We start from the raw sequence: 14,297 nt of genomic DNA, 5'->3' as shown, positions 1-14,297 counted from the left end.
GCTGCGACCAAGATAGTCTCCAGCGCGTCACCTGGGAAGCCACCCGCTCCCGCCGCGCACACAAAAACCCAACCAAGAGGTCTGTATGAACGCCCCCTTCGATCAGCTGTCCACGTGGCTGAAAGAACACCGGATCACCGAAGTCGAATGCGTGATCAGCGACCTGACCGGCATTGCCCGCGGCAAGATCGCACCGACCGCCAAATTCCTGCACGAACGTGGCATGCGTCTGCCCGAGAGCGTGCTGTTGCAGACGGTCACCGGCGACTACGTTGACGATGACATCTACTACAGCCTGCTCGATGCCGCCGACATCGACATGGTCTGCCGCCCTGACCCGACTGCGGTGTACCAGATCCCCTGGGCAATCGAGCCGACCGCGATCGTGATTCACGACACCTTCGACAAGCAAGGCAACCCGATCGAGCTGTCGCCGCGCAACGTGTTGAAGAAGGTGCTGAAGCTGTACGCCGACAAAGGCTGGCAGCCGATCGTTGCACCGGAGATGGAGTTCTACCTGACCAAGCGTTGCGAAGACCCAGACCTGCCGCTGCAGGTACCCCTGGGGCGCTCGGGCCGCGCAGAAAGCGGTCGCCAGTCGTTCTCGATCGATGCCGCCAACGAATTCGACCCGCTGTTCGAAGACGTCTATGACTGGTGCGAACTGCAGGGCCTTGACCTGGACACCCTGATCCATGAAGACGGCCCGGCGCAGATGGAGATCAACTTCCGCCACGGCGACGCCCTGGACCTGGCCGACCAGATCACCGTGTTCAAGCGCACCATGCGCGAAGCCGCGCTCAAGCACAACGTGGCGGCCACCTTCATGGCCAAGCCGATCACTGACGAACCTGGCAGTGCCATGCACCTACACCAGAGCGTGGTCGACATCGCGACCGGCAAGCCGGTGTTCGCCAATGAAGACGGCAGCATGAGCGAGCTGTTCCTGCACCACATCGGCGGGCTGCAGAAGTACATCCCTAAGCTGCTGCCGATGTTCGCACCTAACGTCAACTCGTTCCGCCGCTTCTTGCCGGATACGTCAGCACCGGTCAACGTCGAGTGGGGTGAAGAAAACCGCACCGCCGGCCTGCGTGTGCCAACCTCCAGCCCCGATGCAATGCGCGTGGAAAACCGCCTGCCGGGCGCCGATGCCAACCCTTACCTGGCCATTGCTGCCAGCCTGCTGTGTGGCTACCTGGGCATGGTCGAGAAGATCAACCCGAGTGCGCCGGTGCAGGGCCGGGCTTATGAGCGACGCAACCTGCGCCTGCCCATCACCATCGAGGATGCCCTGCAGCACATGGAAGACTGCGAAACCGTGCAGCAGTACTTGGGCAAGCAGTTCGTCCAAGGCTATGTAGCGGTCAAGCGTGCCGAGCACGAGAACTACAAACGGGTGATCAGTTCCTGGGAACGTGAATTCCTGATGCTCAGCGTTTAAACCCAAGGGCACTGCCCGTGCGATGACGCAAGGCCACGCTTTCCTGTGGGGCGGCCTTGCGTCGCGAAAGGGCTGCAACGCAGCCCCCGATACACCGAACCCAAGAACAAGACCAACGAGGTGTCGACATGCGTCATCTGCAATCCCTGGTTCCCGCTGCATTCACCTTACTGTTCGGCGCAGCTGCCCAGGCCGCTCCGACCGTCAGCGTGTACAACTGGACCGACTACATCGGTGACACGACACTGGCCGACTTCCAGGCCAGCAGTGGGATCAAGGTGGTCTATGACGTGTTCGATTCCAACGAAACCCTGGAGGGCAAGCTGCTGGCCGGCCGCACTGGCTACGATGTGGTCGTGCCCTCGAACCACTTCCTCGCCCGCCAGGCCCAGGCCGGAGCGTTTTTGCCGCTGGACCGCAGCAAGCTACCCAACTGGAAGCACCTGGACCCTAAACTGCTCAAACAGCTTGAGCAGAACGACCCCGGCAACCAGTACGCGGTGCCCTACCTGTGGGGCACCAATGGCATCGGCTACAACGTCGACAAGGTCAAGGCCGCGCTGGGCGTGGACCACATCGACTCCTGGGCGGTGCTGTTCGAGCCCGAGAACCTGAAAAAACTCAAGCAGTGTGGCGTGGCCTTCATGGATTCGCCCGACGAGCTGTTCCCGGCCATTCTCAACTACCTGGGCATGGACCCACGCAGCGAAAAGCCCGAAGACTATGCCAAGGCTGAAGCCCGCCTGCTCGAACTGCGGCCCTACATCACCTACTTCCATTCTTCCAAATATGTCTCGGACCTGGCCAACGGCGATGTCTGCGTGGCCTTCGGCTACTCCGGCGACGTGTTCCAGGCTGCCAACCGCGCAGTGGAAGCCAAGAACGGCGTCAAGGTTGCCTACAGCATTCCCAAGGAAGGCAGCAACCTGTGGTTCGACCTGCTGGCCATCCCCAAGGACGCCAGCAACCCGGACCAGGCACTGGCGTTCATCAACTACCTGCTCGAACCTCAAGTTATCGCCAAAGTCAGTGCCACGGTCGGCTATGCCAACGCCAACCCCGACGCCCAGGCCTACATGGATGCGTCCCTGGTGAACAACCCCGAGGTCTATCCCCCCCAGCAAGTGCTGGACAAGCTGTACATCTCCAGCACGCCAAGCCCCAAGATCATGCGCGTGATGACCCGCTCCTGGAGCAAGATCAAGTCCAACCGTTGAGCCGAGAACGCACCATGCCTTTCGATACCCTGCACACTGCTTCGTACTACGCCGCCACGGCACGCGACGCGGCGCCCTACCCCAGCCTGGACGGCGAACTGAGCGCCGATGTGTGCGTGGTCGGCGGTGGCCTGACCGGGGTCAATACCGCACTGGAGCTTGCCGAGCGCGGCCTTTCGGTGATCGTGCTGGAAGCCAGGCGGATCGGCTGGGGTGCCAGTGGGCGCAATGGCGGCCAACTGATCCGCGGTATCGGCCATGACGTCAGTGGTTTTGCCCGCTATGTCGGCCAGGACGGCGTGCGCTACCTGCAACAGGCCGGCATCGATTCGGTCGCGTTGGTGGCCAGGCGCATCGAGCAATACGGCATTGCCTGCGACCTGCGGTGGGGCTTCTGCGAACTGGCCAACACCCCCGCCCAGTTTGCCGCCTTCAAGGCAGAACAGGAGGACCTGGCCGCGCTGGGTTATCGCCACGAAACCCGCCTGGTCAGCCCCGAGCACATGCACCAGATCGTCGCCAGCGACCAGTACGCCGGCGGCCTGGTCGACATGGGCTCGGGCCATCTGCACCCACTGGACCTGGTACAGGGCGAAGCACGTGCGGCCGCAGCCCTTGGCGTGCGCATTTTCGAGCAGAGCCCGGTGCTACGCATCGAGCACGGCCCGACCGTGACCCTGCATACCGCCCGCGGCAAGGTCAGGGCACAGAGCCTGGTGCTTGGCTGCAACGCGCACCTCGATGAACTGGAGCCGCGCCTGAGCGGCAAGGTGCTGCCGGCCGGCAGTTACGTGGTGGCCACCCGGCCACTGCCCGAGGCGCTCGCCAATAGCCTGATCCCCCAAAACATGGCGCTTTGCGACCAGAAGGTCGGCCTGGACTACTACCGCCTCACTGCCGACCGTCGTTTGCTGTTCGGCGGTGCCTGCCACTATTCCGGGCGCGATCCCAAGGACATCGCCGCGTACATGCGGCCGAAAGTGCTCAAGGTGTTCCCGCAGTTGGCCGAAGTACGCATCGACTACCAATGGGGCGGCATGATCGGCATCACGGCCAACCGCTTCCCGCAGGTCGGGCGGCTGCACCAGCACCCTAACGTTTACTACGCCCAAGGCTATTCAGGGCACGGGCTGAACGTGACCCACTGGACAGCCAAGCTGCTGGCCGAGGGCATTGCCGTGGGCCACAGCCAAGGACTGGACGTGTTCAGTGCGGTACCCCACCTGACCTTCCCGGGCGGCAAGGCATTGCGCTCACCGCTGCTGGCGTTGGGGATGTTGTGGTACCGGTTGCGCGAGGTGCTGGGGTAGCGCTCGACTTGAGGGTTGTTGCGCCTTTGAGATCGAGCGCCGCACGGGCGGCGCTCGATCTCAAAAGCGCTAAAAATCCACCGCCGTACCCATCGCAGCCTACCGCCTACACCGCCAAGAAATACACTGCCCACTGGCCAACTGCCCTGCACCTGCTAGCGTTGTTCTGGCCGACCTCTCATGGATGCATCACGATCATGAAATCATTGCCCCGCATCACCTTGTTGTGCGCAGCCTTGCTTGCCGTATCCGCCTGCTCCAGCAACCGCGTGGACCCCAGTGACTACTCCGGTTTCCTGAAGGACTACAGCCGCTTGCAGCCCGCTGAGAGCCCATCCGGCGCGCCGGTAATGCGCTGGATCGACCCCAAGGTCAACGTCAATCAATACACCCAGGTGTTCATCGAGCCCAGCCAGTTCTACCCCAAGCCGCAACCGACAGCGGTCATTTCGGCGCAGACGCTGCAGGAGATTACCCGTTACTTCAACGAAGCCATGCGACGTGAATTGGGCAGCGTGCTGACCCTGGCCAAAGCCCCCGGCCCAGGCACCATCGTGGTACGCCCGGCGATCACCGCGGTGTCTACCAGCAACGAAGGCCTAAAGCCTTATGAGGTCATCCCGATTGCGCTGATCTCGGCGGGCGTCAATACCGCCATGGGCGGCCGTGACCAGGAAGTAGATGTTGGCGTAGAGGCGGCCTTCCTGGACGGTGCCAGTCAGAAAGTGCTCGCTCAGGTAGTGCGCAAGGGCGCGGGTAAGGAGCTGGAGAACGACACCCAGAAACTCACCCTCAATGACGTCAAACCGGTGCTCGACGGCTGGGCCAAAGACATGCGCGCGAGCTTCCTGACACTGAAACAGAAGAGCCGTTGACCGTGTAGGAGCAGCCTTGTGCTGCGAAGAGGCCAGTGACAGCAGCGAAGATTGATGATGTGTTCACTGGCCTCTTCGCAGCACAAGGCTGCTCCTGCCGGGTAGCGTGTCAATGCCCCTGAATAAACCTTGGGCTGCGAATCAGCACTCGACAAAGGCGACGGCCAGGCCGCCGCGCGAGGTTTCTTTGTAGTTGGAATGCATGTCCGCACCGGTGTCGCGCAGGGTGCGGATAACCTGATCGAGCGATATGAAATGCTCGCCATCACCGCGCAGGGCCATTTGCACCGCGTTGATCGCCTTGACCGCGGCAATCGCATTACGCTCGATGCACGGCACCTGCACCAGGCCACCCACCGGGTCGCAGGTCAGCCCCAGGTTGTGCTCCAGGGCGATTTCCGCGGCATTTTCCAGTTGCGGCGGCGTAGCACCGAGCACTTCGGCCAGGCCAGCGGCTGCCATCGAGCACGCCGAGCCCACTTCACCCTGGCAACCCACTTCAGCACCGGAGATCGACGCGTTGGTCTTGCACAGGATGCCGACTGCGGCCGCCGCCAGCAGGAACCTCACCACATCGTCGTCGCAGGCATCCGGGTTGAACTTCATGTAGTAGTGCAGCACGGCCGGGATGATCCCCGCCGCACCGTTGGTGGGCGCTGTCACCATGCGCCCGCCAGCGGCGTTTTCTTCGTTGACCGCCAGGGCAAACAGGTTGACCCATTCCATGGCGCTCAGAGTCGAGCCGATCACGTTTGGTTTGCCCAACTCCTGCAGGCTGCGGTGCAAACGTGCAGCCCGGCGCTTGACCTTGAGCCCGCCCGGCAGGATGCCCTCATTGCGCAGGCCATTGTCGACGCATTCACGCATCGCCGCCCAGATGCGCATCAAGCCTTCGCGTACCTCGGCTTCCGGGCGCCAGACGCATTCGTTGGCCATCATCAGCTGCGCCACGCCCATTCCGTGCGCCTTGCACAGCGCCAACAGCTCAGCCGCACTGGCAAACGGATACGGCTGTTCGACCGCATTCGCCTCGCCTTGGGGGGCATCGATTTCTTGCTGCTCGACGATGAAACCACCGCCCACCGAATAGTAGGTTTGGCTGAACAGGCTGCCCTGCCCGTCCAGTGCTTCCAGGCTCATGGCGTTCGGGTGGTACGGCAGGCTTTGCTCAAGCAGCAGCATGTCGCGGGTGTAATTGAATGCCAGGGGATGGCTGCCATCGAGCATCAGGCATTGCTCCTGCATCACCTGGCCGATGCGTGGCTCGATCGTGGCCGGGTCGATCCGGTCGGGCCACTGCCCCATCAGGCCAAGCAGGCAGGCACGGTCGGTGGCGTGGCCAACTCCCGTGGCCGAAAGCGAGCCATACAGACGCACTTCGACGCGGCAGACCCGGGCCAGCAAGCCACGCTCACGCAGGGCCTGGGCAAAGGTTGCCGCTGCACGCATCGGGCCTACGGTGTGAGAGCTGGAAGGGCCGATGCCGATTTTGAAGAGGTCGAAAACACTGATAGCCATACTAATGCCTGACCGCGTTGGGCAGAATCGCCAATGCGCGGTTCTCTGGGGAAATTGAACACTACTGCGAACTTGAGCGATACTGACCTGCTCCCGCGTGGATGACCAACGAAACTTCCTAAGCAAGCCTTTAGTGGTACTAAACGATGCGACGACAACTCAATGGCCAAATGTTCGTCTGGTTGCATGTGTTCTCCTGTGCGGCCCGGCATTTGTCATTTACCCGCTGCGCCGAAGAGCTGCACATCACCCCTGGCGCTGTCAGCCAGCAAATGCGCCAGCTGGAAGAACGACTGGGCTATCGCGTGTTCCTGCGCCGCGCCCGTGGGGTTGAGCTGAGCGCTGAAGGCCAACGCCTGGCGCAAACGGTTTCAGAGGCCTATGGCAGCATCGAGGCCGAGCTGCTGCGCCTGGACGCCGGCGAGATCCGCGGCACCCTGCGCCTGCGCTCGATCCCCTCCTTCCTGGCCAAATGGTTGACGCCGCGCCTGCCGCGCTTTCAACAGCGGTATCCGGACATCGAGTTGCGGCTGGTGGCCGAAGACAGTGCGCAAGCCTTGCACCCGGGCGACTTCGACCTGGCCATCGACCTGAACGACGGCAGTTACCCTGGCATGTTGTCGACGCCATTGCTGGACGAGCAGATCTTTCCCGTGTGTTCCCCCACCCTGCTGCGCGGTCGCCCGCCGCTGCACGGGCCGGCTGACCTGGTGCATTACCCGCTGCTGCACGACATCACCGCCTGGCGGGGGGCCTCGGAGTACGCTGAATGGGAGTTCTACCTGGAAGGCATTGGCGCAGGTGGCCTGGACGTGCGCAGGGGCCACACCTTCAACCGCAACCACCTGACCATCGAAGCGGCGATTGCCGGGGTTGGCGTAGCAATCGCGCGGCGGACCTTGCTCAACGATGAACTGGAACGGGGGGCGCTGATCGTGCCGTTCGGCGTGGCGATCGCCAACCACAAACGCTACGTGGTGCATTACCCGCCGGGCGGGCTGACCCAGCCGGGTGCCCGCGCGGTGCATGACTGGCTGGTGGAAGAGGCCCGTGGGTTCAGGGAATTGCACCCGTTGGGTTGAGTGCCTGCCACGGGGCCGCTGGTCGGCCCCGGCTAATAGGCCTGCTTGCCGGTAAAAGCATTCAGCGTGCGCACCAAAATGACGAAATCGAGCCACAAGGACCAGTTGTTGATGTACTCGATGTCCGAGTCGACCCGTTGGATCATCTGCTCGATGTCCTTGGTTTCACCCCGGAACCCCCTGACCTGTGCCAGGCCGGTCATGCCGGGCTTGATGTTGTGTCGCGCGAAGTAGTCGACAATATCCTGCGAATACAGCGTGTCGTGCTGAAGTGCATGCGGGCGCGGCCCCACTAACGACATTTCGCCGGTCAATACATTGAACAACTGCGGCAGTTCATCCAGGCTGGTCTTGCGAATAAAAGCCCCTACTCGGGTCAGCCGCGGGTCGTTCTTCTGGGCCTGTTTGACCACACCGTTTTCCGGTTGGTGAACATGCATGCTGCGGAACTTCCAGATGCGGAACGATTCACCGGTCCAGCCCATGCGTTCTTGCCTGAAAAATACCGGGCCGCGACTTTCTAGTTTGATTGCAATGGCCACTGCCAACAGCACCGGCGATGCACACAGCAATATCAGTGCTGCCAGCACGCGATCTTCGAGGTTTTTAAGGAACAGGCTCATGCCGGTCAACGGCGTTTCTGACAACGTCAATACCGGGATACCGGCAATTTCGCGGACGCTGTGGTTGATCAAACGCAGCGAGAAGATATCCGGCACCCAGTTCACTGCAATGCACTTGTCGAGCAACTTCAAATACACTTCGTTAATGACCGCCGAGCCGCCTAATGGCGTCACCAAGTACACCGTGCGAATGGCATGTTTGGCAACGATCTCGTCAAGGTCAGCGACGTGGCCCAGCACAGGCAGGCGTTGCTTTGCATCAGGCGCGCCCTGTTCAGCCACATCGTCTATCAGCACACACCCCAGCACACGCTCACCGAACCACGGGTTGTTGCTGATCTTCTGGTGCAGGAAGTTGGCCAGGTCGCCGGCGCCAATAATCAGTGCGTTGTCCAGCCGAGCGTGCGCAGTAAACCGTTTTTGCAGTTCACGCACTGCAAAATGCAAAAACAACTGCACGACATAACCAATGACAAACAGCTGCACCACCAACAACCGCGAATACGTTTCGCTCTGCTTGGTCAAAAACGCCATGACCACCAAAAAACAAAACGTTGCTGACCAGGCCTTGAATAACCTGAACGCCTTGATGGACAAGCCAACGTTGGTCCGATAGATCGCATAATGATCATAAATAACGGCCAGCGCCCCAATCAACAAGAGCAGCATGATCACATAATCCGAAGTAATGTGACCAAACTGATCGTAGATCAAGTACCAGGCGACGCCGGTGACTGCAATCCCATCAAGGCCGGCCTGAATGGCGTTACTTACGCTGCTTCTTCGTTGAAGTAAGGAACGACTGCTTCTGGGTTCGAGAACCATTTCAGACCTCATTAATTAGCGCGTAGCAAATGCCCGGCAGCTTATTCAGTCAATCAATACCAGCCTTTAAAATATGATCCTGTACACTGAATGGTCTTCGCCGCCCCCCTGGGCGCTTGCTATTACTGTAGCAGTCGCCCGCCCACGCAGCGGGCAGAATCACCCCTGCCCTAGCTTTTGGCCGTTTCAGACGATTCAGGTGGCAGAATCATCAGATGCGCCTTGGGGTGTTTCGGGCCTCGAGCGTCATTGCCTTGGTGCACAACAGGGTGCGCAACAGGAACAGCGGGTTGCCCACCACGTAGCGCATGAACAAGCGCCTGGGCTCCCTCAGCAAGCGGTAGACCCACTCCCCGCCCAATCGCCGTAGCCATTGCGGTGCCCGGCTGACCTTGCCGCCGAGAAAATCCAGAATCGCCCCGCCACACACGATCAGGCACGGTCCCCCACTGGCAGCCAGGCGAGCGGCAACGGCTTCTTGCTTGGGCATCCCCATGCCCAGCACGATCAGCTCTGGCTGCGTTGCCCGCGCAAGCTCCAGGTAGGTGGCCATTTCAGCAAACCCGTCGTGAACCGACACCGGCAACACGCCAAACCGCGCCTCACTGCACGCTACGGCCCGGCTCAAGAAGGGCTCCTGAGTGCCCCAGAATGCCACCCGCCGCCCCTTGAAGGCCGCCAGCAGCTTGGGGATGAAATCCGTGCCATTCATGTTCAGCCCAGGAGCCAGCCCCAGGCGGCGATACAGGATTGACATGCCGGCACCATCGCGCAGCAGCACATCGGCCGAGGCCAGCGATTGGCAGTAATTGGCATTGCCCGCGACAAGGTTCATGGCGTGGGCGTTGACGAAACCCAGCACCGTGGGCGCCTCAGGTTGGCACAGGGCCTCGAGCAAGCGCTGCTCGTGTGCAGGGTCACTCACGGTCTGAAGTTTGCCGATAATCGCTTTCCAGCTGCTTTGCCATTCGCCCATTAGCTGTCATCCCGTTTCGAGCGCACCCACTCCACCTGTCGCTTGATCAAGAACCCCAGGTACAGGGGTATCTTCCTCGCGGCGTAGAACGGGGCGTAAAGCAAGACCGAAAAGGGGATCAATTCACGAGAAAACCGGCCCCACGCCAGCAGAACTGCAACACCCAGCATGACCAGGGCACCCGTGGCGACCCATGCAGGTGCAGTGATACCGAACAGCAGCGCGGCCAGCCAGGCAACACATGCAACCCCTACCAGGGCCATGACCAGCAACGCCAATGGCGGCACCAGCAGGTCCAGGGTCATGGCCAGCAAGGGCGCGTTACGCCGAGTGACCGCGCTCACCAGCAGCTTGGGCACCTCGGCCAGGATCACCCCCAGGTGGCCATGCTCCCAGCGGGTGCGCTGGCTGCTCAAGCCTTCCTGACTAAGCGGAAACTGGCTGGTGACCTGCGCATCCGGGCAAAACAGCGGCGGTTTGCCGATTCGGCAAAAGTCCAAGCCAAGCTTCAAGTCTTCGACGAGGTGCCCATTGGCCAGGTCGACCGCAACCAGGTCGCGCCAACTGAAGGCCATACCCGCGCCCATCAGCTGGCAGGGCAAGCCCAGGCGTGCCCAACCACGCGGGCGAACGAGGTTCTTGACCCGCCAGGCAAATTCCGCGATTTGCACCTTCAGGCCCGCGCCGGCGGGCGCGCGCATCAGGTACAGCGCCTGCACCGGCCGTGAAGTTTCGAGGCAACGGCGTGCCAGCAGGTCAATGGCGCCCTCGCCCACCTGGCAATCGGCGTCAACGATAATGACCACCTCGGGTGGACGCTGCGCCAGATGCCGTACACCAAAGTCCAGCGCATAACCCTTGCCGCGCAACAGATCGTTGTCGCGCTCCACCACCTCAGCGCCCGCGCTGCGTGCCAACTGCGCGGTGTCGTCGGTGCAGTTGTCCGCCACCACCAGCAAGCGGTCATGCGCCAGCAATTGCGGGCCGACACTGGCCAGGGTCGACCGAATGATCAAGGCCTCGTTGTGCGCGGGCACCAGCACCGCCACGCGCGGGCGCCTGCCATCCGCCCCAGGTCGTGATCGCACCGGCAGGCACGCCAGCAGTACCTGCGCAAACAGCACCAGCGCGGGCACGAAGATGCAAAACGCCACCAGGCTCAATAACCACGCCACGATGCTGATCATGCAGATGCCTTGAAGTAGCGGGCCAGCTTGGCGGCCTCGGTGTCGATATCGTGGCGTTGCAGCACCCGCTGGTAAGCGGCTTCACCCATGCGCTGCAACACGTCGGCCGGTTGCGACAGGCAGTCGGCCATTGCCGCAGCCAACTCCTCTACCGTGCCAGCAGGGAACAACCAGCCGTTTTCGCCCTGGCGCACCAACTCCGGGATGCCGGCCACGTAGGTGGTCAGCACCGGCCGGCGCAATGCCATGGCCTCCATGATCACCACCGGCAGGCCTTCGGCGAAACTCGGCAGCACCAACGCACGGGCAGCGAGGATTTCCTCCCGCACCTGGGCGCTGCTGATCCAGCCGGTGATGCGTACCTGCGCCTGCAGACCATACCGAGTGACCAAGGCCTCGATCTGCTCGCGCATTTCGCCATCACCCGCCAACACCAGCTCGAATGCAATGGCTTGGGTGGCCAGCAGGTGGGCCGCCTCGATCAGCAACAGTTGGCCCTTCTGCTCGCACAGGCGCCCGACGCACACCAGGCGTGGCGCCGAGGGTGCGGCAACGGCGGCAACCGCGTGGAAGTCGCGCTCCAGGCCGCAATGCACGACCTTCACCTTCTCCCAGTGCTCGTGTGCCACCCAACGGAACAACTGGCTGCGCCCATACGAGCTGACCGCCGCCACAAACGCGGCGCGCCGGACTTTTTCGCCCACGTGCAGAAACTGTGGTTTGTCGAATTCTTCCGGCCCGTGCACGGTAAAGCTGTAGGCAGGCCCGCCAAGGGCATGGGCCAGCATCACCACCTCGGTGGAGTTGGTGCCAAAATGCGCATGAACATGCTTCGCGCCAAAGGCCTGCAACCAGAGCAGTACCTGACAGGCCTCGGCCAGGTACACCAGGTGATAGGGCCAGGCGCGGTCCGCCCGCTGGCCCAGGCGCAGGGCCAACCACAGGGTGGCGAAAAAGCGTCGTGGCTCGGCACGCAGCACCTGCAGCGTGGGCGCCAACAACCCCTTCAGGCCGTGCTGCAACACGTAGCGGGTCTTGCCCCGCTCGGCGATGTCCTCGTCATCCTGCAGTTCGGCATCCCAACCCCGCAAGGCAATGCGCTGGATCTCCATGCCCTGGCGCTCCAACGCCAGAATTTCGCGTCGAATGAAGCTATGGCTGACTTTCGGGTACTGATTGATGAAGTAAGCAATGCGCATAGGAATCCAGATCAATGCCTGCGTAATGAGCCTTACCAACTGCAACCCGTTACTTCAGGCTGTCGATCGCCGGCGGCGGGCTCCCTGCCGATGCACGTTCAAGCACATCCCCCTTCATCCCTTGTAGCCCATGGACGGGCTCGCTGCCTGATAAAGCCGCTTCAACGCGCGCGAATACCTCATCCAGCAAGGCATGACGCCGGCGGTACATCGCACGTTTCTTGGGCGCGATATCGTCTGCGGCGCGTTTGGCAGCGGCCAGCGGCAGGCTGAAGAAGTCGTCGCGCTCCGAAGGCGTTGCGCCGTTTTCCAGCCAGATGGCATCGTAATGGGCGGCCAGGTCTTGCGCCTTGTCAGCGCCAAAGTAAGGATGGCGATGATGCCGGTGCGCATCGCCAACTGCGTAGATGCGCACCACCCCCAGCGTTCTGGCGATGCACTTGAAGGCCTCCAGCAGGAAGCTGCGCGGGCGCAGGCCCTCGAAGTCCTTGGTCAGGTCACGGTAGATGTTCAGCGAAGTTTCGCTGTCGATGCCTTTGTGAATGCCCTGCACGGCGCCGATGAACACGCACAGCTCACCGTGCTGGCGGCACAGGCTGAACGCCAGCGATGCCACGCGCAAATCCCCTTGGAACAGGTTCAGCACCAGCTCCCCTTCGCGCTTGAACCAGATCGGCCGGTCCAGCACCAGCGCGCAGCCCTTCGAGTAGGCCGACAGGTCACACAGGGTCAGGCGCTCGTCGCGACCGAGCAGCAGCAACGTGGGAAACTGCCGGGCCACTACCTCAAAGTGCGACGCCACCACACCGAGCCGCTCCTGCGCCTCCCAGCCCTTGCTGATGTAGGGCCACTGCACGACGCCAATGCAATCGACCCCAAGCCTTGCAAACCGGTCATCACCCAGCGCTGTCGACATGCGCTGCATGAAGGCCTTCAGCGCGGGCCACTCTCGAGTGATCTGCCGCGTCAGCTTGACCTTGTTGTTCAAGGCCCGCAGCGAGTAGCCGGGCTGCAGGGTGAGCACACTTTTCACTATCGATCTGGCAATCATAGGAATCTCATTTGTACTCGATCAGCACGGCTTTGCCGGCAGAGAACCTGTTCATCAGGAACTTTACCTGCCCAAGCATTTCAGGGAATTTGCCGAGCACCAAAAACACCGCCTGCAGCCAGCGCTCGCGTGTCGGCTTGCCAGCGCGACGCGCCAGGCGCACCGCTTGCAGCGGGTAGATCAGCAACAGCAGCAGCGCCCACACACCCAGCAGGCCACTGGCAAACACGATCGCCAAGGGGATGCCCAAGCCCCAGAGCCAAGCGCGGCGGGACTCTCGCAACCAATGGCGCTCTGGCGCTCGCCCATGCAAAAAGGCACCCTCGGCATAGGCATGGCCGGCGCGCAAGCTGCGCCGCCACCACTGGCTGAAACGCGTCATGGCAGCGTCGTGCAAGGTCATCTCAGCGGCCAGGCGCCAGATTTTCCACCCCTTCGCGCGCAAGCGAACGCACAGCTCCGGCTCTTCGCCGGCGATCAGGTCCGGGCGAAAGCCGCTCACTTGCGTGAAGGCATCGACGCGCATCAACGCATCCCCCCCACAGGCCTTGGCCTCACCGATGGGCGTGTCCCATTCCAGGTCACACAGCAGGTTGTACACCGAGCGTTGCGGGAACCGCTCACGGCGCCGCCCGCACGCCACCGCTACGTCTGGGCGTGCGTCAAGAAAGACCTGGGCATTGCCCAGCCAGGCCGCATCCACCTCGCAATCGCCGTCGACAAACTGCACATAGCGCATCGACGGCAACAGGCGTTGCAGGCGGGTGAAGCCCTCGTTTCGGGCCCGAGCTGCGGTAAACGGCCGGCTCATGTCGAGCGCCAGCACTTCGACCCCTTGGGCCTGTGCCATCTGCACGGAACCGTCGGTGGAGCCTGAGTCCACGTACACCACCCGGTCCGTACCGTGCGCCAACGAGCGCAGGCAGCGCTCCAGGCGCAGGCCCTCGTTGCGTCCAATCACTACAACGCCGATACCTGTGTCCATGGGCC

At 62.2% G+C, this 14,297-nt stretch carries 12 protein-coding genes; 5 read left to right on the top strand and 7 right to left on the bottom strand.

The window, feature by feature from the left end; translation table 11 throughout:
• The first annotated feature begins 85 nt into the window (after positions 1–85).
• The 4 genes from D886_RS0126545 (at position 86) to D886_RS0126530 (ending at position 4,846) form a co-directional block, all read left to right on the top strand.
• Positions 86–1,444 carry a glutamine synthetase family protein gene (locus tag D886_RS0126545; RefSeq protein WP_027596784.1) on the top strand — a complete coding sequence of 453 codons (1,359 nt, stop codon included), beginning with the start codon at positions 86–88 and terminating at the stop codon, positions 1,442–1,444.
• A gap of 128 nt (positions 1,445–1,572) precedes the next feature.
• Entirely contained in the window at positions 1,573–2,661 is a 1,089-nt protein-coding gene (locus D886_RS0126540; protein ID WP_027596783.1) for a polyamine ABC transporter substrate-binding protein, read from the top strand.
• Positions 2,662–2,675: 14 nt separating this feature from the next.
• Positions 2,676–3,971, top strand: coding sequence for an FAD-binding oxidoreductase (locus tag D886_RS0126535; protein WP_027596782.1), 1,296 nt, complete (start codon positions 2,676–2,678; stop codon positions 3,969–3,971).
• 197 nt (positions 3,972–4,168) lie between these two features.
• Entirely contained in the window at positions 4,169–4,846 is a 678-nt protein-coding gene (locus tag D886_RS0126530; RefSeq protein WP_027596781.1) for a DUF3313 domain-containing protein, read from the top strand.
• A gap of 141 nt (positions 4,847–4,987) precedes the next feature.
• Here the strand turns inward: D886_RS0126530 and D886_RS0126525 are convergent, their stop codons facing one another.
• Positions 4,988–6,364, bottom strand: a complete 1,377-nt coding sequence (locus tag D886_RS0126525) for an L-serine ammonia-lyase (RefSeq protein WP_027596780.1) — start codon at positions 6,362–6,364, stop codon at positions 4,988–4,990.
• Positions 6,365–6,510: 146 nt separating this feature from the next.
• On the opposite strand from D886_RS0126525, the gene D886_RS0126520 reads away from it, so the two are divergent.
• On the top strand, positions 6,511–7,446 hold the full coding sequence (locus tag D886_RS0126520) for a LysR substrate-binding domain-containing protein (RefSeq protein WP_027596779.1): 936 nt from the start codon (positions 6,511–6,513) through the stop codon (positions 7,444–7,446).
• A 32-nt stretch (positions 7,447–7,478) separates the two neighbouring features.
• Here D886_RS0126520 and D886_RS0126515 read toward each other — a convergent pair whose 3' ends face one another.
• From D886_RS0126515 to D886_RS0126490, 6 genes are all read right to left on the bottom strand, one after another.
• The gene (locus D886_RS0126515; protein WP_027596778.1) at positions 7,479–8,894 is read right to left on the bottom strand and encodes an undecaprenyl-phosphate glucose phosphotransferase; all 1,416 of its coding nucleotides are present in this window, start codon (positions 8,892–8,894) and stop codon (positions 7,479–7,481) included.
• A gap of 211 nt (positions 8,895–9,105) precedes the next feature.
• Entirely contained in the window at positions 9,106–9,870 is a 765-nt protein-coding gene (locus D886_RS0126510; protein WP_027596777.1) for a WecB/TagA/CpsF family glycosyltransferase, read from the bottom strand.
• Positions 9,870–11,057, bottom strand: coding sequence for a glycosyltransferase family 2 protein (locus D886_RS0126505; RefSeq protein ID WP_027596776.1), 1,188 nt, complete (start codon positions 11,055–11,057; stop codon positions 9,870–9,872). The genes D886_RS0126510 and D886_RS0126505 overlap by 1 nt, the downstream gene beginning before the upstream one ends.
• A complete protein-coding gene (locus D886_RS0126500; RefSeq protein WP_027596775.1) occupies positions 11,054–12,256 on the bottom strand; it encodes a glycosyltransferase in 1,203 nt (400 codons plus the stop codon). The genes D886_RS0126505 and D886_RS0126500 overlap by 4 nt, the downstream gene beginning before the upstream one ends.
• A 49-nt stretch (positions 12,257–12,305) precedes the next feature.
• A complete protein-coding gene (locus tag D886_RS0126495; RefSeq protein ID WP_027596774.1) occupies positions 12,306–13,307 on the bottom strand; it encodes a VirK/YbjX family protein in 1,002 nt (333 codons plus the stop codon).
• A gap of 7 nt (positions 13,308–13,314) precedes the next feature.
• The gene (locus tag D886_RS0126490) at positions 13,315–14,292 is read right to left on the bottom strand and encodes a glycosyltransferase family 2 protein (RefSeq protein ID WP_027596773.1); all 978 of its coding nucleotides are present in this window, start codon (positions 14,290–14,292) and stop codon (positions 13,315–13,317) included.
• Between the last annotated feature and the right edge of the window lie 5 nt (positions 14,293–14,297).

This window comes from Pseudomonas sp. LAIL14HWK12:I7 (assembly GCF_000483465.1).
Classification (GTDB): Bacteria; Pseudomonadota; Gammaproteobacteria; order Pseudomonadales; family Pseudomonadaceae; genus Aquipseudomonas; species Aquipseudomonas kermanshahensis.
This window is presented reverse-complemented; position numbering and strand designations above follow the sequence as displayed.